The organism is Bacteroides caecigallinarum, assembly GCF_021531075.1.
Lineage (GTDB): Bacteria > Bacteroidota > Bacteroidia > Bacteroidales > Bacteroidaceae > Phocaeicola > Phocaeicola caecigallinarum_B.
In genome coordinates this window covers 24,989-50,446 of the sequence record NZ_JADYTJ010000020.1, presented here as the reverse complement: position 1 = coordinate 50,446, position 25,458 = coordinate 24,989, and the positions used below count along the sequence as shown (strand labels likewise).

Annotated in this window: 21 protein-coding genes; 11 read left to right on the top strand and 10 right to left on the bottom strand. The window is 40.2% G+C overall.

Going from position 1 to position 25,458, the window contains the following annotated elements; genetic code table 11:
• From I6E11_RS07265 to I6E11_RS07255, 3 genes are all read left to right on the top strand, one after another.
• Positions 1-1,145 (top strand): hypothetical protein (locus tag I6E11_RS07265; protein WP_235337366.1); only part of this gene is annotated, 1,145 nt, incomplete at its 5' end.
• Positions 1,146-1,150: 5 nt separating this feature from the next.
• Positions 1,151-1,405: a hypothetical protein gene (locus tag I6E11_RS07260; protein WP_235337365.1), complete on the top strand. Its 255-nt coding sequence runs from the start codon at positions 1,151-1,153 to the stop codon at positions 1,403-1,405.
• Between the two features lie 82 nt (positions 1,406-1,487).
• Positions 1,488-1,904 carry an ACT domain-containing protein gene (locus I6E11_RS07255; protein WP_235337364.1) on the top strand — a complete coding sequence of 139 codons (417 nt, stop codon included), beginning with the start codon at positions 1,488-1,490 and terminating at the stop codon, positions 1,902-1,904.
• Between the two features lie 61 nt (positions 1,905-1,965).
• Here the strand turns inward: I6E11_RS07255 and I6E11_RS07250 are convergent, their stop codons facing one another.
• The 8 genes from I6E11_RS07250 to I6E11_RS07215 all read right to left on the bottom strand — a co-directional run bounded on the left by I6E11_RS07250 (position 1,966) and on the right by I6E11_RS07215 (position 15,585).
• Positions 1,966-3,213: a sensor histidine kinase gene (locus I6E11_RS07250; RefSeq protein ID WP_235337363.1), complete on the bottom strand. Its 1,248-nt coding sequence runs from the start codon at positions 3,211-3,213 to the stop codon at positions 1,966-1,968.
• Entirely contained in the window at positions 3,210-4,571 is a 1,362-nt protein-coding gene (locus I6E11_RS07245; RefSeq protein WP_235337362.1) for a sigma-54-dependent transcriptional regulator, read from the bottom strand. The genes I6E11_RS07250 and I6E11_RS07245 overlap by 4 nt, the downstream gene beginning before the upstream one ends.
• Positions 4,572-4,709: 138 nt before the next feature.
• Positions 4,710-7,049, bottom strand: coding sequence for an ABC transporter permease (locus tag I6E11_RS07240; protein ID WP_235337361.1), 2,340 nt, complete (start codon positions 7,047-7,049; stop codon positions 4,710-4,712).
• 101 nt (positions 7,050-7,150) lie between these two features.
• Positions 7,151-9,538: an FtsX-like permease family protein gene (locus I6E11_RS07235; RefSeq protein ID WP_235337360.1), complete on the bottom strand. Its 2,388-nt coding sequence runs from the start codon at positions 9,536-9,538 to the stop codon at positions 7,151-7,153.
• Between the two features lie 129 nt (positions 9,539-9,667).
• Positions 9,668-10,348 carry an ABC transporter ATP-binding protein gene (locus I6E11_RS07230; RefSeq protein WP_154043934.1) on the bottom strand — a complete coding sequence of 227 codons (681 nt, stop codon included), beginning with the start codon at positions 10,346-10,348 and terminating at the stop codon, positions 9,668-9,670.
• Between the two features lie 147 nt (positions 10,349-10,495).
• A complete protein-coding gene (locus I6E11_RS07225) occupies positions 10,496-12,841 on the bottom strand; it encodes an ABC transporter permease (protein WP_235337358.1) in 2,346 nt (781 codons plus the stop codon).
• A gap of 13 nt (positions 12,842-12,854) precedes the next feature.
• Entirely contained in the window at positions 12,855-14,114 is a 1,260-nt protein-coding gene (locus I6E11_RS07220) for an efflux RND transporter periplasmic adaptor subunit (protein WP_235337356.1), read from the bottom strand.
• Between the two features lie 97 nt (positions 14,115-14,211).
• Positions 14,212-15,585: a TolC family protein gene (locus I6E11_RS07215; protein ID WP_235337354.1), complete on the bottom strand. Its 1,374-nt coding sequence runs from the start codon at positions 15,583-15,585 to the stop codon at positions 14,212-14,214.
• A gap of 336 nt (positions 15,586-15,921) precedes the next feature.
• Here I6E11_RS07215 and I6E11_RS07210 point away from each other — a divergent pair, with 336 nt between their 5' ends.
• The 8 genes from I6E11_RS07210 to I6E11_RS07175 all read left to right on the top strand — a co-directional run bounded on the left by I6E11_RS07210 (position 15,922) and on the right by I6E11_RS07175 (position 23,578).
• Positions 15,922-16,182, top strand: coding sequence for an OadG family protein (locus tag I6E11_RS07210; RefSeq protein ID WP_154043931.1), 261 nt, complete (start codon positions 15,922-15,924; stop codon positions 16,180-16,182).
• A 28-nt stretch (positions 16,183-16,210) separates the two neighbouring features.
• Positions 16,211-18,055 (top strand): biotin/lipoyl-containing protein, encoded by a 1,845-nt coding sequence (locus I6E11_RS07205; RefSeq protein WP_235337353.1) that lies wholly within the window; start codon positions 16,211-16,213, stop codon positions 18,053-18,055.
• A gap of 7 nt (positions 18,056-18,062) precedes the next feature.
• Positions 18,063-19,298, top strand: a complete 1,236-nt coding sequence (locus I6E11_RS07200; RefSeq protein WP_235337351.1) for a sodium ion-translocating decarboxylase subunit beta — start codon at positions 18,063-18,065, stop codon at positions 19,296-19,298.
• 223 nt (positions 19,299-19,521) lie between these two features.
• Positions 19,522-20,463 carry a hypothetical protein gene (locus tag I6E11_RS07195; protein WP_235337349.1) on the top strand — a complete coding sequence of 314 codons (942 nt, stop codon included), beginning with the start codon at positions 19,522-19,524 and terminating at the stop codon, positions 20,461-20,463.
• Positions 20,464-20,471: 8 nt separating this feature from the next.
• Positions 20,472-20,846, top strand: a complete 375-nt coding sequence (locus tag I6E11_RS07190; protein ID WP_235337347.1) for a hypothetical protein — start codon at positions 20,472-20,474, stop codon at positions 20,844-20,846.
• Positions 20,847-20,991: 145 nt separating this feature from the next.
• Positions 20,992-21,849 carry an enoyl-ACP reductase FabI gene (locus I6E11_RS07185; protein ID WP_235337345.1) on the top strand — a complete coding sequence of 286 codons (858 nt, stop codon included), beginning with the start codon at positions 20,992-20,994 and terminating at the stop codon, positions 21,847-21,849.
• 12 nt (positions 21,850-21,861) lie between these two features.
• Complete coding sequence (locus tag I6E11_RS07180) at positions 21,862-22,857, top strand: gliding motility protein GldB-related protein (RefSeq protein ID WP_235337344.1); 996 nt, start codon at positions 21,862-21,864, stop codon at positions 22,855-22,857.
• A gap of 16 nt (positions 22,858-22,873) precedes the next feature.
• Positions 22,874-23,578 (top strand): SAM-dependent methyltransferase, encoded by a 705-nt coding sequence (locus I6E11_RS07175; RefSeq protein WP_235337343.1) that lies wholly within the window; start codon positions 22,874-22,876, stop codon positions 23,576-23,578.
• On the opposite strand, the gene I6E11_RS07170 is transcribed toward I6E11_RS07175, so the two are convergent.
• On the bottom strand, positions 23,569-24,528 hold the full coding sequence (locus I6E11_RS07170; protein ID WP_235337342.1) for a hypothetical protein: 960 nt from the start codon (positions 24,526-24,528) through the stop codon (positions 23,569-23,571). The genes I6E11_RS07175 and I6E11_RS07170 overlap by 10 nt on opposite strands.
• A gap of 68 nt (positions 24,529-24,596) precedes the next feature.
• Positions 24,597-25,448: a lipoyl synthase gene (gene lipA, locus I6E11_RS07165; protein ID WP_235337341.1), complete on the bottom strand. Its 852-nt coding sequence runs from the start codon at positions 25,446-25,448 to the stop codon at positions 24,597-24,599.
• Positions 25,449-25,458: the final 10 nt, after the last annotated feature.

The window sequence follows — 25,458 nt, the reverse complement described above, 5'->3', positions numbered from 1 at the left end:
ACAGAGGTAAGTATATTCATACACAATATTTTTACAAAGGTTTTTTTGTTGGCTCTACAGATTATGATCATTCAACAGGAAACTGGGGAAAAATTACGATAGAAGATATCAAGGAAGCTGCTAAAATTACCGATTTACTTATAAAAAATGACTATCAGTGTGATGGTCAATATTTTACTTTTGAGTCTCAAAAAGAGAATAAGTTTTTAAAAAAAATATCTCATAATGGTGATTTTTTTTCTGTTGAACCACATTGGTATAATGAAATTGCATATTTTTTCATTTACGATTTCCATACAGCTTGTTTTGGACCATCATTATGGAGAGGTGAAGTATTTGAATCAGATTATACACTCTGTTGTGTAATGAAAGATGATGAAGAAAAGAAAGCAGAAAAAGAAAGAAAAGAAAAAGAATACTCTGATCTTATTGCAAAAAAAACAGCTGAATTTGAACAAACAGAATATGGGAAGTTTGTAAATTATCTCAAACCATATGTGGAAAAATCAGATAGTTTGTTTAATCAAGCAAAACTGAATTATATAGATAATATATTGAGTAAGTACTGTTTAGCTACAGCTCCAGTCCAAGTTTCTGGTAACAATGCTTTGTCACTAAATTTTAAGTACTCAGAAGGAGATAAAGATGCTTTTCAATGTAAATACGTTTTTCAAGAATACCAAATAAATGTACCTGATGGATTAAATAATTTTTCTGTACTCGTTTTTCCTACGTCTTTGGTATTGGACAAAGGAGAATGGTGTGTTTCTGATGCTATTATAGTTTATTATAATGGAACGAACAGAGGAACTTCGGCTTTATTAAGTTTTAATTCGCATAGTGGAGTTGATTTACACCAAACAGACTTATATCTGCAGTATTATTATAATGAATTTAGATTAGGACAGAAGGGTTATATAGCTAAAGGTTCAAAAGTGTCAATTACTGGTGATTATGTCTTTAATGCATATTCACAAAATTGTATAATGCAACCTGTTACGCCAGAAACAAAATATAAAAAGACGCAAATCTATTATGATAGATGGCATAATTCCAAATTATCAACGGATGATTTTATCCAATCTATAACAAAAGAAGAAGTTTTAAAATCTATAACAGAACGTTTTAATATAACAAAAGAATAATGATTATGGCTATTGTTGAACGTAACAGAACTTTGAGACCAACTACAAGATTAGCTTCCTCTATATCGTATAAAATCGATACTGAAAAAGTTTCGGAACAAGATAAACTAATAGTGTGTATATATTCCGAGCAACAAAAATTAGTAGGGGAATTCCATTTTGACGGTCACGATATAGTGGGTAAGAAATCAATTCATTTTCAATATATAGATGAGCAGATTTCGTGGGGAAAATATGAAAAACTTATATTAAATATTTGATAGAGTATTAAATTTTTGTTCCCAAACGTTGTATTTAAACTGATTAATAATAAAGATTTTATTAATTTAAAAATATAAAGATATGACCATAAAGCAATTATCAGTATTCCTGGAAAATAAGACAGGAAGAATAAACGATGTAGTCCGTACGTTGGGACAGAACGGGATAAACATGCATGCCTTCAGTATGGCAGAGACAACAGATTTCGGAATCCTCCGTCTTATCGTATCTGATATGGATAAGGCTGTGGAAGTTTTGCGTGCGCAGAACTTTGCCGTAATGTCTACAGAAGTTATCTGCTTGAGTTGTGACAATACTCCCGGCTCTCTTGCCGTGATCCTGGAGTATCTGGCAGAAGAAAAAATCTTTATAGAATATATGTATGCTTTTGCTCAGAATGACAAGGCTCATGTGGTGATAAAACCTAACGACCTTAAGGCATGTCTGGCTGTACTTGATGCTAAAGGCTGTACTGTATTGAAGAAAGGGGATTTGTAATCTGTATTTATAATTCTGTTCAAATAAAAATGTCAGGTGAAGTGAAAAAGTACCTGACATTTTATTTGAACTGCAATTTGAAAACCGTATTTTTTTCATTACTGCACACCAGTGATATACTTCCGTTATGTAGTCGCATTATCTGGCGGGAAAGACTTAGTCCCACTCCTGTTCCTTCCTGTTTCGTGGTATAGAACGGGACGAAGATGTCTTCATAATTCTCTTTGTTTATAGGGCGACCGTTGTTTGATATGTTCACTACTACGGATTCGGTAAGATCTATTTCTGCAGTAATTTCTATTATTGTGGCTTTAGCTTGAACAGCATTTCTTATCAGATTGACCAGTACCTGCGAAATCTGGTCTTCGTCTGCATAAAGAAGAATATCATCAGATTTCTCTATGTAGCTTAATGTGGTCCCTGACGCATTGATCTGTTCTCGTGTCAGCTGTGTAACTCTATCAATTAACTCTTTCAGATAGAATGCCTTTTTTATTGGTGCTGACACACGTGTCAGCGAGCGGTAGGTGTCAACAAATTTTATCAGTCCTCGTGCCGATTCGGATATTGTGTCCAGCCCCAACTTTAGTTCTTCTCTGTTTACGGGCTTGCTTTCGGATGAAGCTATATCCATCGACAGAGTGTGACTAAGCGAGGCAATGGGAGTAACAGTGTTCATTATTTCATGCGTAAGCACACGTATAAGTTTGTTCCACGACATTTCTTCGTTGCGCGACATTTCGTTGCTTATGTCGTTTATTACTATAATTTTTACATTCTTTCCCTGTAGCGATGTTTCGGATGATGATACAGAAAGAGTCGTCTGTCCCTTTTCGTTATAGAAAGATACGCGAGCCTCGTTGTTTGTCTCTGATATATTTTCGAAACATGATTGCAACTCCTGGCTGATATTCCCTAGCTGTCTTATATTGCTCAGTGTTGCCACTCCTAGTATATTCAGTGCTGCCGAATTGCAGTAAGAAATTTTCCCGCTGAATTTCTCGTTCAGTTCAACCACTACAATTCCTGTCTTTACCCTGTCAAGCATCTGTCCGTAATAACGTTCCTGTTCGTTTATTTCCTGCTTTTCCTTTTCGAATATCAGACGTATTCTGTTCAGTGTTTTATGGAATTTGCGATACAGGAATTTCTTCTCGTCAAAACGGAAGTTTGTTTCCTTGTCTTCAAGTGCGTCAAGGATGTACGAAACCTTGCGGTGTGTCCTTCGTGCATAATACATGCCGGAAATTATTGCGGAGACTAATGCAGTGGCAATAATGATTAATATGACATTTTCATACGAAATCATATATTATATTTTTTCAGTTTCGTATATAGGGTAGGGCGGCTTATGTTTAACGATTTTGCTACATGAGTAAGATTGCCGTTATATCTTTCCATAGCGGCACGTATGGTCCTTTCCTCTACTTCTTCCAGTGTCTCTTCTCCTGAGGTGGCAGGTTGTGACGGTACATCATAAGTACATTCCCTGTTAGGCAGACAGAAGTCAGAAAGCTGAAGCTCCGTACTGTCTGTCAGGATTACAGCCTTTTCTATCGTGTTTTGCAGTTCGCGGATATTTCCGTTCCACCTGCATGAAACCAATGCCTTTTCAGCCTCACATGAAATACCGGATACCTCACGATGATATTTCTCGGCATATCTCTTTATGAATATCTCTGCCAGAGGGATAATTTCGTCAGTCCTTTCCCTCAGCGGAGGAAGTTGCAGATGCATGGTGTTTATACGATAGTAGAGGTCTTCGCGGAACTCACCGTTACGTATCATTTCTTCTAGATTGCGGTTGGTGGCACAGATGAGACGGATATCCACTGGAGTAGATTGCGAACTCCCTACTTTGCTTACCGTTCTGTTTTGGAGAACTCTTAGTAACTTGGCCTGCAGATTCAGAGGAATATTTCCTATTTCGTCAAGAAACAGAGTGCTGCCGTTTGCCTGTTCTATTTTTCCCACACGGTCTGTATGAGCGTCTGTAAATGCTCCTTTTACGTGTCCGAACAGTTCGCTTTCAAAAAGTGTTTCTGTTATAGCTCCTGCATCCACACAAACCATAGGCTTCATTCCTCTGTCCGACAGACGGTGGATTTCTGCTGCAAGCACATCTTTTCCCGTACCGTTTTCTCCCGTAATAAGGATGCTTGCATCTGTTGAGGCTATTTTGTTTACGGTGCGGAATATATTTTTCATTGCAGGACTGCTACCCCAGTGCATTGTTGCAGTCTGGTTTACTGTAGACTTTATACTTTTCTTTTTTGTTCCTGCATCCTTGTGCTTGTATGCAGCATCAAGCACAGAAATCAGTTTTTCGTTTTCCCAAGGTTTTACAATGAAGTCGAATGCTCCGCGCTTCATTCCCTCTACCGCCAGTGATATGTCGGCATACGCGGTGAAGAGTACAACTTCAGTCGTAGGGCTTGTCTTTTTGATTTCCGAAAGCCAGTACAGTCCCTCATTTCCGGTATTGGCAGACGACTGGAAGTTCATATCCAGCAAAATCACGTCAGGCATAAATTCTCTTAACTGTGAATTTATGACGTTGGGTGATGCTACAGCCTTTACTTCCTTGAAGTATTTAGGCAATAGCAGTTGGAGTGCTGCCCTTATTCCGCTATTATCATCTACTACTAATATTTTGGCTTTGTTCATATTCTCTTTTATACTTTATTGCAAAAATATATGTTTTGGAATTTATTTTGGTCAGTTGACTGAAAAATTATCCGCAGACAAATCCATTCATCACGAACAGTTGTAGCCTGCGGATTGATTAGAGAGAGATTTTTTTATTTATTCGGTCTCCAATGATATGTTTGGAGATTCAAGTGCCAGCGAATTATATCTCACGACTACAAGTACTGCCGTAAGCGCCTGTATGAACAGGAACACCAGCAGGAATATCCACCATGATACATTTACTTTCATTACAAATCCCTGGAGATATTCGTTTATTGCTATCACCGCTACGGGTATCGAGATGATGAAACCTGCCAGAACAATAAAGAAATACGGCTTGTTTCCCAGCCAGAGTACATCAGTGTATTCTGCCCCGAACACTTTGCGCAAGGCTATTTCCTTTCTCTTATGCTGAATGTCGAATATCACCATAGAGAAAACTCCGACAAGCGACAATACTACGGCTATTATTGAAAAACACAGCATCGTGTTGGCGAAAGAATTCTCACGCTGATATTGTGCGGCAGCCACATTGTCGTAGAACAATACTTCGGTAGGATATTCGGGTTCCACTTTGCTGATTATCTCCTTTATGTGGGATACCGCCTCAGTTCTGTCGTATCCGGAAGCGAGTCTCACAAACATATCCGATAGATACCCGCTTTCAGCCGGTAGGGAAATGAAGCATACAGCGCTCTGGCTTTTGCGCATGGATGTGAAGTTTACATTGTCGCATATACCTATTGCCTCCGCTTCCATGGAAGGTATATTCCCGAGTTCCACACCGTAATTGTCCTTCATATACCGGTTTACTATAATTTCTCCTTTGCTCGTTTTCGGGAATGTTTTCCCTTCTGTCATCTTTATTCCCATCACATCAGGAAAATCAGGAGTGACATATATCAGGAAGCTTGGAATGTCTGTTCCGTTATATTCTATTCCCTCAGTGCAATAAGTGTCCTGTGCCCCGAATCTTTCGGATGTGAATGCCACATTCTCTATTTCAGGATATTTCTGAAGTTCCTCTTTTATCCACGAGCCTTTGCTCTTCACTATATCACTTGTCAGCCCTACAATGGCTATGCGGTCCTTGTCGAACTTCGGGTCGAATCGGAGCATCATCCTGTTCTGCAGATAGATTGCCGCTATGAACAGAATCAATGAGCACGAAATGGCATACTGCACGCATAGTAGAGTTTTCTTGATTTTCATTCCCGAAGAACTTAGGTTGAAGTTGCCTCTCATTGCAAGTTCTCCGGTATATGATGTGGCGAAGAATGCAGGATAAATTCCTGAAAGTATTCCTCCGGACAGAGCCAGAAGCAATGTTATGATCACGATGGAAGAATTCTTTCCGAAACTGAACACTGTGTTTACGATTCCCATTTCCGTGACGGCTGGAGAGAGAAGAATAACTACAATCAAAGCTCCGGCAAATGCTATGAGCGACAGCAGGACAGTTTCCTGAATTATCTCCATACGTATCGTACGGGTATCCTCGCCAAGTATAATCCTGGTGTTGATGGTTTTCAGCCTTGACGGAATGAGCGAGGTATAGAAATTTGTGAAGTTCAGCAGACCGACAATGATTATGAGGAATGAGATAATGGTCAGTACATTGTATTGCGTGATGCTTCCACTTCGGAACACACGTCCGTCCGACTTCTCTTCCTGAAAATACACGTCAACCAGCGGTGTGAGATAAATAGGGGTTAGGCCACGGTATTTCTTAAATTCAAACTTGCTGTTGAATTCATTCTCTACCAGAGAAACATTCTCGCTGTCGTCCAGACGGAGATAGCATACAAAGTTGCTTGCTCCGAAGTTCTGAAGGAAGAAGTCCGGAATCTTCATGTATATCTCGTTTCGTATCTGCGAGTTCGCTGGCAAGTCCTCGTAAACTGCACCTACAGTCCATTTGTCTGAACGCAGAAATCCAGTACCGGACTTAATCTTCACCTGTTTCCCTATAGGAGATTCGTTGCCGAAAATCTTGCGTGCCGTACTTTGCGGAATGGCAAGCTGTTCGTTCTTCGACAGTGTTGCGGGATCACCTTCTACAATCTTTATTCCAAATACCTTGAAAAAGTCTTCACTCACCACATTGGCGGTTTCTATGAATCCGCTGGATACTCCGTCTTTCATAGTGGTGATATATACCTCGCCTAAGAACGGACATACCACAGTTCCAGCCACGATATGACTTGAAGAACGTATCACCTCGTCCGAAAATCCCGGAGGAAGTATAGAACGGAAAATGGTATTGTTGTCCGAAAGATCCACCCTGTAGATGTTATCGGCGTCAGGATGGAATCTGTCGAACCCCTTTTCAAAGTCCAGCTGCACGGATATGAGCATAAAGGCACTGAATGCCAAAATCAGACCGATAATGCTCATAAGCATTGGTACGAAGTATTTTCTTAAAGTATATTTAATGTTTCTAAGTGCTTGCATATCGTTTTTTTGAGTTTTTAAGTTTTTGAGTTCTTGAGTTTTTGAGTTGGATGATGATAACAAACTTAAAAACTGACAAACTCAGAAACTAAGATTATTGTTTATTCGTTTTTCAGTGTCTCAGCCGGATTTTCCGATGCAGCCTTGTAACTGCACAGAGTGACTACTCCTACCGTTACTATTGCTACCATGACGAATGCCAACAGGAATACCCACCAGTGCAACGGAGAACGGTATGCGAATGTGCTATAGTAATAATCCATTACAATATATCCTACAGGTGCGGCTATCAGGAAGCTTATAAGCAGTATGTAGAAGAACTTGCGGTTGAACATCTCCAGTATCTCTCGTATGCTTGCCCCGTGAACTCTTCGCAGACCGATTTCCTTTCTGCGGAACTTGGTTTCGAACATAAGCAGACCGATTATTCCCATCAGTGATATGACTACTGCAAGTATGGTGAACAGCGTTATAAGGCTGATGAGTTTTTCTTCCTTTTCATACTGTCTTCCCAACTCTTCATCGAAAAACTTAAGGTCTATTTCATCTGTATTGAAGTCCGGAACAATTTTTGCGGTTACTTTTCTTACTGCTTCCTGCACTTCATTGTATGTAGCTCCATGGTTGCTTCTTATATAAAGATGGGCTGGTACTCTCCATGGATTCTTTCCAAAAACGTAAAAAGCAAAAGGTTCTACCTTATAATGTAAAGGCATAAACTTGAAATTTTCGCAAAAGCCTGCAATGTCTGTTTCTCCTGCATGCCCTTGAATTTTACTTTCGAGGGTTAGTCCGAAATCTTCTTTTGCTTTTTTGTTGAATATGAAAATACCTTTATCGCTTCTTTCGTCGGATTCAGTAAAGTCACGTCCTTCAGAAATGCTTATACCCATAAATCTCAGGAAGTTATAAGATACAGGATAGCAGGTGAAATAAATTTCTTTACCGTTAAAGTCGCGTCCCCATCCCATTCTGAAAGCGCTGACTAAAGGAGAATCTCCCCATGCCACTTCTTTTATGGCTATGTTATTCTGAAGTTCAGACGTGAATAAATCATGATTACTCCAGTTTGCCGGTACCTTTACCGTATAAAGATATTCCTTATCGAACCCCATATCATAATTCATCATATAGTCGTACTGTATCTTTATGAAAGCAGCACACATTATGAAGATAATGGATATAGTAAACTGGAAACCTACAAGAATGTATCTGAAAGATTTTCCCTTGCGTGCAGTCCCCATTGTACTTTTTATAGCCAATGCCGGAGAAAATGAGGTTATATACATTGCCGGATACAGACTTGCCGAAATTGTCATTATCAAGGCCACGCATAATGTTAAAACAGCAATGTTTACATTCTCCTCTATATTCAACGGGCAACTTATAAGTTCTGCATATGTAGAATTTCCTATGACCTTTATAATAATATATGCCAGAAGCAATGATACTATTACCAGTATTGCCGATTCAATTATAAATCCTGCGACTAAAGATAATCTGGTACTTCCTAAGATTTTCTTGGTATTTACAGACCTCAATTTTACCGGTATCTGTGCCATGAAAAAATTAAGATAGTTGATTAGGGTTATAACCAGAATAAGGATTGAAACAACGAATAGAGTTACAGTTGTTGTTTTATTACATTGATATGATGTAAGATTGTCTGATACTATATTGTTGAACTGTAATCCGTCAAGCGGGAACAGTCTTACTGCATATTTGTCTGTATATTCTTCTTCAGTTGGTTGTTCTGCAGTATTTTCATCTATTATTTTTTGAAATACGCTTTTAGCAATTTTGTTTATATTGTCATTAGAGTCTTCTATGCTTTCGGAACTATTGAGTTTTACATAATACTTATATGACCATTCACTGTAATTTTCAATGTTTTCAGTTTCCAGCATGTCACAATAAATCAAATCTATATTGCCGAACAATGAATTGATTTGCATCCCTTTATATATGGCAGTAACAGTCCTTTGCTCGTTCAGTTTAGTATAAGTATCAATCCAGATAATATCACCAGGTTTTAAATTGAATTTTTTAGCGGTCTTCTCGCTTATGGCCACAGTCTTTTCTTTGTTCATACCATCGAATGTACCGGCTATAGCTTCAAAACCAAAAAGATTGAAAGCTTTGCTTGTCACTTCTGTGATGTTCATTTCTACTTCTCTCTTTTCATCTCCTTTCTTTATTTTCACAGAAGAATTTCCGTGTGGTTGAATTACTGTATAGGACTCTACTATTGGAGACTGTTTTAATATGGATTCTGCAATCGGACGACTGAGATTTACGCTATATTTGCCTTCTTCGTACCAGTCTGTATTTGCCATGATGAATATACGGTCCAAGTCCTTGATTTTACTGTTGTAGTTCCAGTCGTAATTCACCTGAACCATTATAATGTATATTGCCGCAAAGGCAACCGTCATACCTAATAGGTTAAGTATTCCTGCACCTTTGAATAGTCTGATAATGCTTCTCATTTTGAGTTTTTAAGTTTTTAAGTTACGAGTTGACAAGTTGACGAGTTGACAAGGTTGCCATCCGGATGGAACCAAAGGTCGGTGAAACCAAACCCTGTCAACTTGTGACTGAAACCTCGTCACCTGAAATTACAATTCATTTCTTACATCACCCACAATACGTCCGTCGAACAGGTTGATGATTCTTTGTGCTACTGAAGCGTCTTTCTGTGAGTGAGTCACCATTACTATAGTTGTGCCTTCAGAGTTCAGTTCTGTAAGCAGGTCCATAACCTCCTTACCGTTTTTAGAGTCAAGGTTACCGGTAGGCTCATCGGCAAGTACCAGCTTTGGGTTTGACACTACGGCACGGGCTATTGCCACACGCTGCTGCTGACCGCCGGACAACTGCTGCGGGAAGTGGTGTGAACGGTGGCTGATGTTCATTCTTTTCAGAATCTCCGTCACACGCTGTTTGCGTTCTGCCGCACCGATGTTGAGGTATTTCAGAGGCAGTTCCACGTTTTCAAACACATTCAGCTCGTCTATAAGGTTGAAGCTCTGGAACACAAAACCAAGGTTACCCTTGCGGAATTTGGTACGTTCGCGTTCTTTCAGGTTTGCCACTTCTTGTCCCAACAGTTCGTAGCTGCCTCCTGTGGGATTGTCCAGCAGACCGAGGATGTTCAACAGTGTTGACTTGCCACATCCTGACGGACCCATGATGGCTACAAATTCACCTTCGTTTATTTCGAAAGACACTTCGTTCAATGCTGTAGTTTCAATTTCTTCTGTACGGAAAACTTTGCTGAGGTTAGTTACTTTAATCATGATCTTTAGAGTTTTTAGTTGTTATTATTTCTATGTTTTTTACTTATAAAATAGGGGTTGATACGTTTTATTAAAACTTGCCCACATTTAGATTAAAACTTGCCCACGTTTTAGTTCAAATTTGCCCACGTTTTTTTTAAACGTTTTTTATTCGTTCTTCAATGATTTTACGGGGTTTGTATTCATCAGTTTTATCATCTGCCAGCTTATGGACAGCAGTGCTATGATAATCATTATCACTGCGTCTATAATGTAAACATATACCGGATTGTCTATCCTGTAACTGTATCCTTCAAGCCACTTGCTGACGGCTATCCATGTTACCGGCAATGCAATTATGATGGAGATTCCTACTGACTTTATGAACCCTGATGAAGTCTCGATAAAAAGCTGTAGTCTGCTGCTTCCCATAACTTTTTTCAGAGCGGCTTCTTTTGAGTGCTGGCGTGCATAATATGTACTCATGGCAAACATGGCCAGTATCGTCAGCAGAAGGGTAAGCATGGTGAATACTGCTATGAGTTTCAGGTCTTGTTTTTCTGAAGAATACAGATCGGAAATCATTTTATTATAAGTTTTTACTACTATTTCATCTTCCGAAAAACCTTTACTTTTGTAGAAAGCCTTTATATCGTTCTCGGCCTTGTTCTCGTCGCCGGAAACTTTCACTACAAGTGTCCGCAGGATTCTGAAATCTTCTTCTTTCTCCATTTCCTTAATCCAAGCTATGTCCAGAAATCCTCCTCTTGTTTGTGTATTTGCAGTACCTTTATGATAGTCCTCTAAAATACCGCAAACAGGAAACATTCCACCAGAATCCAGATTGACTTGCGTACAGTCATAATCAAGTCCTAAGGCTCTCATTGTCGATTCAGGAAGCCAGGCACACTGATTGAGTGGTTCTCCATTTTTGCGTAACACCTTGAAACCGAGAATCTCGAAAGCGGACTGGTCGCCATAATACATATCAAATTTCTGGTCTATGCCGTTAATCTTGAACGAAGTTCCTGATGTTCCTAAAGTCATAGGCTCAAACTGCAGCCAACCGACCTTTTCTACACATGCCAGTGATTTCAGTTCTTCAATGTGATAATCCGAAGGTTTGCTTGCGTTCTGTATGCTTATTCTGTTTTCTTTTTCATATCCCATTGGCTTTTCAGTCATGTGTTTCAGTTGTATGAACATGACTGCCGCAAGACCTAACGTAATGAATGCCACTCCGCTCTGGAAACCTATCAGGATTTTACCTAAAGTCATTTTGCTGGTTCGTGCAAAATTGCCGCGTACCACGTCGATTGGCTTGTACTTTGAAACAAGAAGCGCAGGTATAATGCCTGACAATACCGATAGAACTACGAGCAGCAGTATAATAAACAGTATTTCCATCCATCCCATATCTTTGAGAGGAGAAATTTCTTTTCCAATAAGTTCACTCAGATGAGGGGATATCAGTTTTACAAAGATTAGCGCAAAGGCAAAAGATATAACTGTAAGAATGAACGATTCAGATATATATCTGGCGATTATTCCTGATTGTTGTGTACCGAGAAGCCTTCTTGAAGCCATTTCCTTTGCTCTGAATCCTGTTTGTGCAACAGTGAGCGAAATATAATTCAGTACGGCGAACAGTAGGAGAAATATTCCGGCTGCTGTAAACAGTTTTATGAAGCTTGCATCTATAAGACCTTCGAACGGAGCTGTAGCTTCTACTGCACTGTAGCTTATTCTGTCGAAAGGAGTAAGAAGGAAGTCTTTATACAGCCCGTATACATACAGAAAGTCTTCTTTACGGACAATTTCTTCCATCTTGTCTTCAAGAGACTGAATGTCTGTTCCTCCTGCCGTCATTATAAACAGGACAGTCGAACCGTTGCCGTTTCCTGTAAGCGAACTGTCAAGATCCCTGACCAGATCTATACGGTAAATTATTTCAGGCGAATAGAATATCGTATTTTTGAAATCGCTGAAAATTCCGGTGATGTTCAGATTGGCCGTATTTCCGTTGACATTGATTTTGATGGATTTGCCTATCGGGTCTTCTTTCCCGAATACCTTATTGGCAAATGTACGTGAAATGACTACCGAGTTCTTTTCTTTCAGAACAGATTCCGGCGTTCCCGCTTCCAGTGGAAACGCAAAAAATCTGAAGAAATTCTCATCTACGATCGATGCCTTCTGGCGGTCGGTATAATCGCCAGCCTGAAAAGTCATTTTAAGTCCTCCGAAGATGTGCGTATTCATCATTCTGCACATATCCTCCACTTCAGGAAATTTTCCTTCAAGCTGCTCTTTTATTGTGGCACATCCGAAAAACAGTCTTTCGGAATGTCCGATATATATATTCCCCTGTTTTTTAATTTCCGAATCGGTATTATATTCCCGTATTACAAACGAGCCTATGAACACCACAAACGCAATGGCTATTGCCATACCGGAAACTTCGATTGTGGTATATAGCTTGTTTCTTGACAAAAATCTGAAATAACTCTTCATACAATACTTTTTATTAATTCAACACCAGACAGTCGTTGTCGCCGAAATTGTCATATCCAGATGTGATGACCTTTTCGCCCGGCTGCAGACCTTCAAGCACTTCGTAATACTGCGGGTTCTGGCGGCCTATGCGTATTTCTCTTTTATAAGCTTTCGAACCGTCTTCGGTAATCACGTAAATCCATCGTCCGCCTGTCTTCTGATAGAATGTTCCGCGAGGAATCATAATGGCTTCTTCCGGTTGTCCCAATTGCAGGTTCAGATAGTATGTCTGACCTGTACGGATATTCTCAGGCTGTGCTCCGCTGAATTTGAAGTCGGCCTTGAACTTTCCGTCGCGTACTTCAGGATAGACCTTGCGTATGACGGCATGGAACGATTCGTCCTGTCTTTCAAATTCCGCCTCCAGACCGGAACTTACACGGTCGATATAGTGTTCGTCTATCTGTGCCTCAATCTTGTAGCTGTCAAGAGTGTTTATCTGTCCTATCTTGCTGCCCGACGGCACAGACTGACCGAGAACCACATCAAGCAATCCCAGTTCGCCGTCGATAGGGGCGGTAATCACAAGGTTATCTTTCCTTTTGCGTATCATCTGCATGTTGATTCGCATGTTGCCCAGACTTTCCTGCATCTGTTCCACCTGAACGCTGCGGTAAAGGCTGTCCTGCACGGAACGTTCCCTCACGAGCTCCAGCTTGTCCTTTGCCAACTGATAGTCTTCTTCGGCTTTCAGGTAGTCCTCTTTGGCGATGAGGTCTTCGGCATAGAGCGATTTTTGCGATTCGTATGTCCTGCGATAGCGTCTTACTTCCATTTCCAGTTGCAGCATTTCCTGGTTTACGCTCAGACGTTGCTGTTCCATGGAGATCATAGTATTGCGGAGGATATTTTCCTTTTCCGCAAGGTCGGCCTCGGAGTTCAATATCTGCATGTCCAGGTTTTCGTTCGTGAGGCGCAGGATTTTGTCGCCGGCTTTCACGTGCGAACCCTCTTCCATGAATATCTCTTTCACCACTCCCGTTTCCAGGGGACTAAGCTGTATGGTTGTCATCGGCTGTACCTGACCTGAGATGCGGATGTAGTCATTGAATTCGCCTTCCATTACCTTATTTATTGATAGGGTTTCCGCATTCACTCTCAGTGTGCTTACATTGTCTCTTATCAGGATATATCCTATAAGACACAACAGCAGTCCGCCACCCCAGTATGGCAATGCTTTTTTGCTGAACACCAGCGCCATTCCTTTTTTCTTTTCTATTGTTCGGTCCATTATGTGTAGTTTTTAGTTTTTAGTTTTTAGTTTTTAGTTTTTAGTTTGTTTATGCTGTATCTAATAACTAAAAACTAACAACTGATTACTTATAAACTTATTGATTAATATAACTTATTCCTTTATAATATTTCACCACGCTGCGTTTCAGATAATATTGCAGCAATGCGTTCAGCTCTTCTGCCTGTGAGTTCAGGAAAGAATTTGTGATAGTCTGATAGTCGATAGGGGATACCATACCCTGACGCATCTTCTTATCGTGCAGCAGATAGGTGGCTTCCTGAGCTTTGGAGCGTTTCATGGCAAGTACAAGCGACTTGCGGGCACTTGTCTTGTCCTGTATGGCGCGCCGCACTTCCGATTTTATGTCGTGAACCGTCTGGCGGTATTGTGCCTCGGCGCGTCGGTACTCGTTTTTCTTTTTCGAAAGGTTCGAGAATCTGGAAAGTCTGTCATAGATAGGAAAGGACAGACTCAGCTGAATGTATTCGCCGGAGTTGTTTTTCCACTGCGAATTGAATGACGGTACAGCGTAAGAGTCGTTTCCCGGATAGCTGTAGTAACTGGTTGACCATCCACCACTAAGCGACAGGCTTGGCAGGAACTGCCATCGGGCCGTGTTCAGTGCGAATTTGGCTTTGTCCATCGTGCCTTTGGCTATGAGTGCTGATGGCTGTGAGCTGACCGCGTAATCCATTATTTCGTCCGCCCGGTCTTCTTCCACCAGTGCCGAATATTTTTCGTCTATCATCGTACGGTCTATCTCGAGCTCTTCCTCCACGGGCCACATCATTACGGATTTCAGTGTGAGCAGTGCATCCTGGCTGCTGTTGAATGACGTCTCCAGCTGATATTCCCTGTCGGCAAGGTCGGCTTCCATCTGTGCCACGTCAGGCCGGCTTTTCTGCCCTGCCTCATACTGCTTTTGCATCAATAGGAGACTTGCTTTCGAGTTTTCCACCTGTCGGCGCAGGACTTCGGTCATTTCCGTATGGTACAGTACATTGAAGTAGGCTTCCATAACAGCCAGACACAGCTCGTCGCGCAGCCTTTCTTCCTGCGAGATTCCCATCTTTACGGCTGTCTGCGAAATTCTGATATTGTTGATGGCGGAAAATCCGTTGAACAGCGTGATGCTTGCGCTCAGCGAGTAACCGTTATTGAACGATGTGGTATTGATATAGGTGTTTGTTTCAGGGTCCACGGCACGTCCGAAATTACTGTAGGCGTATGTTCCAGCCGAAACGGATGGGGTGAATGTTTTTAGAATCGCGTCACGTCTCTCTGTACGCGCATCGGCATTGTCGAGTCTTTGTATTTCATTTTTGGTGGAATATTCTATTGCATATTCCATACAGTCGTGCAATGTCATTGTTCGGGAAGTATCTGCAGCTGATATGCTGTCGCTCCCGGAAGCCATACATTGAGTCGCGGCCAGGATCAGGATTATTGGTGTAAATATCTTTTTCATTTTTCTGTTGTTTTTACACTAACTATAATGCCATAACCGTGCCAAAAATGTAATTGGCTGATATTCTGAATATTGTAAAAAATAGTCCTTCCGCTGACTGTAAGGTTTCTTTACAGTAGTGTAAAGATGGATTACACTGAGGTGTAAAATATAATGTATGAATGACAATATTTGGATTTTATTTTGATTAAATATGTAAAATGTATTTCAAAGTTATGAATGTTGATAATTTTAAAGTTTTTTGTATCAATGCAATATATTTAATTGGTATATTTGGGCGCCTTTTAAGCGGCATGGTTTTAAATGGTGTCGATAATACATTAAAATAAGATATATATGGAAAATATTGGAACAGGTCTGATGCTGATGCTCGTAGGAATGTGCACAGTATTCGTTATCCTTCTCATTATTATCTGGCTTAGTACCCTTCTGATAAAGGCGGTAAACAAGTTTGCTCCACCTGAAGAGGAGGTAAAACGCAAGCCTGCAGTGGCTACTGTATCATTGGAAGAGGATTCCGTGAAGGCTATTAACATTGCAGTGGAAAAACTTACAGGAGGTAAGGGCAAGGTAATGAAAATTGAGAAGTTGAACTGATTAAAGAAATGAAAACACATTAAGAAAAATGGAAAAAGAAGTGAAATTCAGTCTGGTGTTCCGCGATATGTGGCAGAGTGCCGGAAAATATGTACCACGTGTTGACCAATTGGTAAAGATAGCTCCTGTGATAGTGGAAATGGGATGCTTTGACAGAGTTGAGACTAACGGAGGTGGTTTCGAACAGGTAAATCTGCTGTTTGGTGAAAATCCTAATAAGGCTGTAAGGGAATGGACTAAGCCTTTTCACGAAGCAGGTATACAGACACATATGCTGGACCGCGCATTGAACGGACTGAGAATGAGTCCTGTTCCGGCAGACGTAAGAAAACTGTTCTATAAGGTAAAGAAGGCTCAGGGAACTGATATTACACGTACTTTCTGCGGACTGAACGATGTACGTAATATAATCCCGTCAATAGAATATGCACACGATGCGGGAATGATTTCACAGTGCTGCCTGTGTATTACTTATTCTCCTATACATACTGTTGAGTATTATCTTGATATGGCGAAGAAACTTATCGACGCAGGATGCGACGAAATATGTATCAAGGATATGGCAGGTATCGGACGTCCGGTGTTCCTTGGAAAACTTGTTGCCGGAATAAAGAAGATAAAGGATATAACCATACAGTATCACTCTCATGCAGGTCCGGGTTTCAATATGGCTTCTATTCTTGAGGTTTGCAAGGCCGGATGCGACTATGTGGACTGTGGTATGGATCCTTTGTCATGGGGAACAGGTCATGCCGACATTATCAGTGTGCAGGCGATGCTGAAGGATGCCGGTTTCAAGGTTAAGGAAATCAATATGAATGCCTATATGAAGGCAAGAACAATGATACAGGAATTCATGGACGACTTCCTTGGATTGTATATTAGTTCTAAGAACCGTATGATGAACTCATTGCTGGTAGGTCCGGGACTTCCCGGAGGTATGATGGGTAGTTTGATGGCTGACCTTGAAACTAATCTTGAATCTATAAATAAGTATAAGGCAAAGAATAATTTGCCGCTTATGACTCAAGATGAATTGCTCATTAAGCTGTTCGATGAGGTGTCATACGTATGGCCGCGTGTAGGATATCCTTGTCTGGTAACTCCTTTTAGCCAATATGTCAAGAATCTGGCAATGATGAATGTCATTCAGATGGAAAAAGGCAAGGAACGCTGGGCTATGATAGCGGATGATGTTTGGGATATGATACTCGGCAAGGCCGGAGCACTGGCTGGTCCGTTGGCAGACGAGATAGTAGAGAAAGCAAAGAGTGAGGGTAGGGAATTCTTTACAGGCAATCCTCAGGACAACTATCCTGACCAGCTTGACAAATACCGTCAGATGATGGCTGAGAAAGGATGGGAAACAGGTCAGGACGATGAGGAACTGTTCGAGTATGCTATGCATCCGGCTCAGTATGAGGCATACAAGAGCGGAAAGGCTAAGGCGGACTTCCTGGCAGACGTAGAAAAACGCCGTGCTGAGGCTGAAGGCGGTTCTATGCCTAAGGAAGGAACTCAGGTGCTTACTGTAGATGTGAACGGAAAGCCATATCGTGTGACTGTAGCTTTCGGTGATACTGCATTGCCGTCACAGTCTGCATCTTCTGATGGCAGTCAGCCGGTTGCTGCATCTGGTGAGGGCAAGGATGTGCTTTCTCCGCTTGAAGGAAAATTCTATCTTACAAAATCGGCTCAGGAAACACCTGTTAAAGTAGGCGATAATGTCAAAAAGGGAGATACGCTTTGCTATATAGAGGCTATGAAAACTTATATAGCAGTAAATGCGGATTTTGACGGCACCGTTACCGCCATCTGCATGAACTCTGGTGATTCAGTTTCTGAAGATGATGTATTAATGAAGATTAAATGATAGCAGTATGGAAGAGATTTTTGAACGACTATACGATATGACTGCGTTCAGCAATATAATTGCCGATCCGCGGTTTCTTATAATGTATGCCATAGCTTTCGTATTGCTTTACTTGGGTATAAAGAAACAGTATGAACCGTTGTTGCTTGTGCCAATAGCTTTCGGTGTATTGCTTGCCAATTTCCCAGGAGGAGAAATGGGAGTGATACAGGCTGACGAGAATGGTATGGTAATGGTGAATGGAGTGATGAAGAATATATGGGAAATGCCTCTGCATGAGATTGCCCATGACCTGGGTTTGATGAACTTCATATATTATATGCTCATAAAGACAGGATTTCTTCCACCGGTAATTTTTATGGGTGTCGGTGCGCTGACCGATTTCGGACCTATGCTGCGCAATCTCCGTCTTTCAATTTTCGGTGCTGCTGCACAGCTTGGTATTTTTGCTGTATTGCTTGTTGCCATAATGGTAGGCTTTACTCCTCAGGAAGCTGCTTCATTGGGTATAATAGGTGGTGCTGACGGTCCTACAGCGATATTTACTACAATCAAGTTGGCTCCTCATTTGCTTGGTCCTATAGCTATTGCTGCATATTCGTATATGGCTCTTGTTCCGGTAATAATTCCTTTGGTTGTCAGATTATGGTGCAGCAAGAAGGAATTAAGTATTAATATGAAGGAACAGGAAAAGAAATATCCGCCAACAATAGAAATAAAGAACATGCGTGTACTGAAAATAGTTTTCCCGATAGCGGTTACTACTATTGTGGCATTGTTTGTACCAAGTGCAGTTCCATTGGTTGGTATGCTGATGTTCGGTAATCTGGTGAAGGAAATAGGTTCTAATACGTCACGTCTGTTTGATGCCGCATCAAACAGCATAATGAATGCCGCAACTATTTTTCTGGGTATTTCAGTTGGTGCGACAATGACTACTGATGCTTTCCTTAACTGGACTACAATTGGTATCGTGATTGGCGGTTTCCTTGCTTTCGGTCTTTCAATATCAGGCGGTATTTTCTTTGTCAAGATATACAATCTTTTCACGAAAAAGAAAATCAATCCTCTTATCGGTGCAACAGGATTGAGCGCCGTGCCTATGGCAAGCCGTGTTGCAAACGAGATAGCCTTGAAGTATGACCCTAAGAATCATGTTCTGCAGTATTGTATGGCCAGCAACATTTCAGGTGTGATAGGTTCTGCGGTAGCTGCCGGAGTACTTATTTCTTTCCTCGGATAAATAAGTATATTTACACAGAAACAAAGTCATTAATTCCCATTTAAACAGTATTTAAACATTATTTAAAACGGAGATTTTATAAAATAGATTGATTATTATTGGGAAATTGATTGTTTTTTTGTAACTTTAAAATTATTTGAATGTATAGTGCTAACAGTTATAATATTTTTATAGATAGTGTAATGATAAGTTTATATGTTTAATTGTAAAAGTAGATTGTGATATGAAAAGTTTTTATTTCTCATTTTTGCTTTTATTGTCGGTAATTGTTTTATCGTCATGTAGTGATAAACAGGTTAATGATAGAAGTTCCTCTTTGGATATAAGTGTGGATGAAGTAGGACAATATCATAATGTTGCTCTTGATTATGCTTTAGAGGCCATAGATGGTAGTCCATTGATGAATTCGTTTACTCGTGGAAGTGTAAGTATAAATGATTATGCCCAGTGTTTAGCCCAAGCACAATCTGCAATTTTAAAGAATTCACAAGATTTTCATAAACTGTCTGTTTCTCAAGTTCCTTCCTATGTTCATGATGCTTTAAATGTGACATTGTCAGAACGTAGTATAACATCTATTAGGCTTTTATTGACAGATCCAAGTTATTCTCTTACACAAGATTTAAAACAAGAGTTTCCTAATGAAGTTTCTTCTGTTGTTGAAGCATATTTAAATGAGATGATAGATCTTTTTAAGACAAGTAATGATTATACATACATAGAAAATTATATAGATAGGATACATTTAAAGTGGTACCGTGAGGCAAATCAAGATGATCGAGAAATTATTTCGTCAACAACAAATGTCGCTATTAGTTCTTTAGATTATTGGAGAAATCATGCTTCACAGTGGGATGCAACTTTAAAAGGTAATGCTTTAAGAGGGTTTATCATTGGAGTCACTGTAGCAGACTTTTCATGTATAACAAGAATAGTATTAATAGGAAGACAATATTCTGTTATATTTTGGAAAGAGATTGCAGCTGCAGCGGCTGCTTATAGTGCAGGATCTGCTATTGAAGGACTTGTAGGGTCTTTAGTTGATTGGGTGTTAGGAAATCATGGATATCAGGTCGTTTATGGAACTGAACGAATGGATTTTAAGGATTTCTCTAACTTAGTTGAGCAGTATTGTATTCAGGAATTAACTAATAGTATTAAATAAACGAATTAATGCCTATATCATCGCGCTATTCTACATTAGTTTTGGTAGGCCTTTTTCCTTTGTTACCAGTTTCAGCCTGTTTGCTGTTGGGTTACGGAGGTTATCTTCAGGCGGTGTTATTAACTCAGCCTATCGTCTATTTGTGGTGGGGAGAACGTTTGGCAAGACAAGTGGAAAAATCTTATATGCGGACTTATATCCGTTTATCCTTGTTGCTTCAGGCAGTTGTACCTCCTTTCATTGCTTGGCTGATTATGCCTGTCGTGGTGAAACGACATGAAGTGTGGATTCCATTTTACTACTCTGTCCAGCAGATTTTTTATAATTGGCTGACAGTTAGGTTTGAAAGCAGAGGAAGAAATAAAGATGGAGAAACAAATTGAGAACGCGCTTCGGTGTGCCAAGTTGCACGCCGAAGCGTGTTTCCGTTTATTCAGCGTTCAAGGTATATTAAAGAAAAGTGAGCAAATGTGGCGTATATTGTAAATAAAGCAGTATATTTGCAGACGTAATAACAAATTTAAATATATGAGTTATAATTTGCTTAAAGGAAAGAGGGGTATTATTTTCGGTGCCCTGAACGAACAGTCAATTGCATGGAAAGTAGCTGAAAAAGCTGTTGAAGAAGGTGCGATAATCACATTGTCAAACACTCCTGTAGCAGTGCGTATGGGTGAGGTTTCTGCTTTGGCGGAAAAATTGAATTGTGAGGTTATACCTGCCGACGCAACAAGCGTTGAAGATTTGGAAAATGTCTTCAAGCGTTCTATGGAAGTATTGGGAGGAAAGGTAGACTTTGTTTTGCATTCTATTGGTATGTCTCCAAATGTTCGTAAGAAACGTACATACGATGACTTGGATTACGATATGTTGAACAAAACTCTTGATATCTCTGCAGTGTCTTTCCATAAGATGATTCAGGCTGCAAAGAAACTTGATGCGATAAACGAATACGGTTCAATCCTTGCATTGAGTTATGTTGCCGCACAGCGTACATTCTATGGATATAACGATATGGCTGATGCAAAAGCTCTGCTTGAATCTATAGCACGCAGCTTCGGTTATATTTACGGACGCGAACATCATGTGCGTATCAACACTATCTCTCAGTCGCCTACTATGACTACTGCCGGATCAGGTGTTAAGGGTATGGATAAGTTGTTCGACTTTGCAAACCGTATGTCACCTCTTGGCAACGCTTCTGCCGACGAGTGTGCTGACTATTGTATTGTAATGTTCTCTGACTTGACCAAGAAAGTCACAATGCAGAACCTTTTCCATGATGGTGGCTTCTCAAGTGTAGGTATGAGTCTTCGTGCAATGGCTACTTACGAAAAAGGACTGGATGAATACAAAGATGAAAATGGTAACATTATCTACGGATAATAAACATTGTTAATGCGAAACATTTTAATCATAATATTAAGTTTATTAGTGCTTTCTGCCTGTCGCGATGACAGGCAGGAAGACTTTTTTTTATCTGAAGGAAGAGTCAAGATACATAGATATGACAGACTGCAGTTTGAAGCTTCTGCACTGAACAGCTTTACTTCGCTGCAGAAAATGAATATGAATTTCCCTCATGCAACAAAACTTCTTATCGAGGATGTGCTGGCGCTTGGTTCGGTTGATGACGAGAAAATCAATGACCGTCTGTGTGCTTATTATTCCGATACTTCTCTTGTAAATCTTATGCTTGATGTAGAAGATAAGTATAAGGACCTCGGTAGTTTTGAAAAGGAATTGACAAAGGGATTTGTGTATCTGAAGAAAAGAATTCCTTCGCTGGTTATTCCTGCTGTTTATTCTCAAATATCGGCATTAAATCAGTCTGTAGTAGTTTCAGACAGTTTGATAGGTATAAGTCTTGACAAGTATATGGGTGAGGATTATCCTATGTACACGCGCTATTATTATAGTTATCAACGTGCTTCGATGAAGCCGGAAAGGATAGTGCCAGACTGTTTGTCGTTCTACTTGTTGAGTCTTTATCCTTTCCCGTGGGATAGAAACCACCGTACGCTGTTCGACCTTATGATGTATAGAGGAAAAATAGCCTGGATTACAGAAAAGGCTTTGGGTAGCGAGGATTTGGGAGCAAAAATTCTGGGATACGACGAACATCAGTTGGAATGGTGTAGAAAGAACAAAAAGCAATTTATAGAGTGGATTAATAAGGCTGGTCATTTGGAATGTACAGATCCGATGATAATTCGTGCCTACCTTCAGCCTATGCCTAATCCGGTTTTGAATGAGGATGTACCTCCAATGATTGGAATCTGGTTAGGTATGCAATATATTGATGAGTATATGAAAAAGAACTCTGGAGTTACATTGGAAGAGCTTCTTAAAAATACTGATTACGAGGGAATGTTGATGGATATTGACATTTAGTGTTTTGATGAATTATATGGAAACAGCATTATATCTATTGCCGGTAACACTGGGAGATACTCCGATAGAAAAGGTTCTTCCGGCATATAATAAGGAGATTATTACCAAAATAAAATATTTCATAGTAGAGGATGTGCGTTCTGCACGCAGATTTCTAAAGAAAGTGGATCGCTCTATAGTCATTGATGATTTGACATTTTTCACCCTTAACAAGCATACTTCGCCTGAGGAAATATCAGGTTTTCTAAAACCTTTGGCTGAAGGGAATTCTATGGGCGTTATTTCGGAGGCCGGTTGTCCTGCTGTGGCCGATCCGGGCGCTGATGTGGTGGCTATAGCGCAGCGAAAGAATTATAAGGTGGTTCCATTAGTTGGTCCGTCGTCAATAATACTTTCAGTTATGGCATCCGGTTTTAATGGTCAGAGTTTTGCATTTCACGGTTACCTTCCTATAGATGCGGGCGAAAGACTCAAGAGACTTAAGGAACTGGAGAACAGGGTTTACTCTGAGAACCAGACACAGCTGTTTATTGAGACTCCATATAGGAACAACAAGATGATGGAGGATATAATAAAGGCTTGCCGTCCGCAGACGAAATTGTGTATTGCAGCCAATATTACCTGCGAAGGAGAGTATATCAAGACTCGCACTTTGAAGGAATGGAACGGCAAACTACCAGATTTATCGAAAATTCCGTGTATTTTTCTAATCTATAAATAAAATTCTTTCCACAGGCTGGCAGCATCTTTAAGATGTTCCAGCTCTTTTTTTATGCATGGATTTAACAGATTCATGTTTTTTTCTATTTCTTCGAAACTGAAGAATTTGCCGTCTAGCTTTATATCACTTTCTGCTTTTAATGGTAATATGAAGAGGAGAACGTTATTGCATATACCGCATGAACACTCTTCGCTATATTGCATGATGAAGCGTGGTTGCATATTTGTTCCCATAGTTCTTTTGGCTGTTTTTATTGCGTATTTTTTACTGGCATCGAAGGTTCCTTCAAAATTTCTTTCTACAGGGATATCCCATTCATGATCTGAGCCGATATTCTTTTTTGAAAGCAGTAGTTTACCGTTACACAAAGGTGCTATGCGGATTATATTATGTCTGGATTCCTCTATTCGTGCTACTAGATGTATCCCCAATGTATTTATTGCAAGGCATATGATATATATGGATACAGGGACAATGTTTATCATGAAAAAGCGTCCTTCAGGACTCCAGTCATGATTCAGTGTCTTTATAATGTAAAGGAGTAGAAGATGAATGGACGAGAGTATTATGATTATTTTTGTTTCAAACTTGTATGAAAAGCATACTCTTACTCCAAGTTTGCTTACAATGTCCTTATACAACTCCGGAGCAGTATAGTATATAAATGCAAATGCCATGAGCGAAAACTCTACAGTGGGTGTTATGGTATTCAGAGGTACATATTTATATCCCCAAAACAGTCTGAGAAAAAAACATGTACCTATACCTAGTGTGCCAAGCAGCAGAAAGAAATTCAGGTCCTTCATTCTGAAAATGTTGTATGTAAGCATTATCAGGCTTAACAGTAGTCCCACGCCGAGCATTTCAGTGTTAGGAAAGAAATGTAGACCTATCAGTGTGATAATTATAGGTATAAGTCCTATGGATACAATTTTATTTTTCAGGTTCATGCTCATGTGTTTTGTTTGTCTTTTTTCATTATATATCAAATTCTCAACAAACAAAATACCATGATTGTTCACTTGTGGATTATATGTTTTTCTGCATGATATGACGAGCGTACCAAAGGTCCGCTTTCCACTGTTGCGAATCCTTTGCGTTCTCCTATGATTCTGTAATCCTCGAATTGCTCGGGTGTGACGTATTCTGCCACAGGATAGTGCTTGTGTGATGGCTGGAGGTATTGTCCGATTGTGAGAATCTTGCAACCGGCCTCAAGCAAATCATCCATTGTCTGCAGAACTTCTTCTTTACTCTCGCCAAGTCCTACCATAATTCCTGATTTGGCTGTTATTCCGCTTTCTGAAATCTGCTTTATAACGCTTAGGCTGATGTCATATTTTGCTACGTTCCTTACCATCGGACTTATTCTTCTTACAGTCTCCATATTGTGTGACAGTATATCCGGCTTTGTGGCTATTACCTGACTGATGAGTTCAGACCTGCCCTGAAAGTCTGGTATAAGTGCTTCAATGGTAGTATCCGGATTTGTCTCTTTTATTTTAAGCAAGGTTTTAGCCCAGTGTGAAGCTCCCAAATCTTCAAGATCATCTCTGTCTACTGATGTGATTACTGCATGGTTAAGCTTCATAAGCTTTATGGAATCTGCTACGTTTGCAGGTTCGTTTTCATCCAGTGGGAGAGGTTTTCCTGTGCAAGTATTGCAGAATTTGCATGAGCGCGTACATATGGCACCACAAATCATGAAAGTAGCTGTGCCTTTACCCCAGCATTCGCCCATATTAGGACAACGTCCGCTGCTGCAGATGGTGTGAAGCTTGTGTGTATCTACAATCTTTTTTGTTTCTGCATATCTGGCATTTGCTCCTATACTGATTTTAAGCCATTCCGGTTTTCTGATGTGTGTCATAGAATTATGT

Bases quoted from the DNA above. Each gene is read 5' to 3' on its own strand.
- I6E11_RS07260 (WP_235337365.1), top strand. From the start codon at position 1,151: ATGGCTATTGTTGAACGTAACAGAACTTTGAGACCAACTACAAGATTA.
- I6E11_RS07255 (WP_235337364.1), top strand. From the start codon at position 1,488: ATGACCATAAAGCAATTATCAGTATTCCTGGAAAATAAGACAGGAAGA.
- I6E11_RS07250 (WP_235337363.1), bottom strand. From the start codon at position 3,213: ATGATTTCGTATGAAAATGTCATATTAATCATTATTGCCACTGCATTA.
- I6E11_RS07245 (WP_235337362.1), bottom strand. From the start codon at position 4,571: ATGAACAAAGCCAAAATATTAGTAGTAGATGATAATAGCGGAATAAGG.
- I6E11_RS07240 (WP_235337361.1), bottom strand. From the start codon at position 7,049: ATGCAAGCACTTAGAAACATTAAATATACTTTAAGAAAATACTTCGTA.
- I6E11_RS07235 (WP_235337360.1), bottom strand. From the start codon at position 9,538: ATGAGAAGCATTATCAGACTATTCAAAGGTGCAGGAATACTTAACCTA.
- I6E11_RS07230 (WP_154043934.1), bottom strand. From the start codon at position 10,348: ATGATTAAAGTAACTAACCTCAGCAAAGTTTTCCGTACAGAAGAAATT.
- I6E11_RS07225 (WP_235337358.1), bottom strand. From the start codon at position 12,841: ATGAAGAGTTATTTCAGATTTTTGTCAAGAAACAAGCTATATACCACA.
- I6E11_RS07220 (WP_235337356.1), bottom strand. From the start codon at position 14,114: ATGGACCGAACAATAGAAAAGAAAAAAGGAATGGCGCTGGTGTTCAGC.
- I6E11_RS07215 (WP_235337354.1), bottom strand. From the start codon at position 15,585: ATGAAAAAGATATTTACACCAATAATCCTGATCCTGGCCGCGACTCAA.
- I6E11_RS07210 (WP_154043931.1), top strand. From the start codon at position 15,922: ATGGAAAATATTGGAACAGGTCTGATGCTGATGCTCGTAGGAATGTGC.
- I6E11_RS07205 (WP_235337353.1), top strand. From the start codon at position 16,211: ATGGAAAAAGAAGTGAAATTCAGTCTGGTGTTCCGCGATATGTGGCAG.
- I6E11_RS07200 (WP_235337351.1), top strand. From the start codon at position 18,063: ATGGAAGAGATTTTTGAACGACTATACGATATGACTGCGTTCAGCAAT.
- I6E11_RS07195 (WP_235337349.1), top strand. From the start codon at position 19,522: ATGAAAAGTTTTTATTTCTCATTTTTGCTTTTATTGTCGGTAATTGTT.
- I6E11_RS07190 (WP_235337347.1), top strand. From the start codon at position 20,472: ATGCCTATATCATCGCGCTATTCTACATTAGTTTTGGTAGGCCTTTTT.
- I6E11_RS07185 (WP_235337345.1), top strand. From the start codon at position 20,992: ATGAGTTATAATTTGCTTAAAGGAAAGAGGGGTATTATTTTCGGTGCC.
- I6E11_RS07180 (WP_235337344.1), top strand. From the start codon at position 21,862: ATGCGAAACATTTTAATCATAATATTAAGTTTATTAGTGCTTTCTGCC.
- I6E11_RS07175 (WP_235337343.1), top strand. From the start codon at position 22,874: ATGGAAACAGCATTATATCTATTGCCGGTAACACTGGGAGATACTCCG.
- I6E11_RS07170 (WP_235337342.1), bottom strand. From the start codon at position 24,528: ATGAACCTGAAAAATAAAATTGTATCCATAGGACTTATACCTATAATT.
- lipA (WP_235337341.1), bottom strand. From the start codon at position 25,448: ATGACACACATCAGAAAACCGGAATGGCTTAAAATCAGTATAGGAGCA.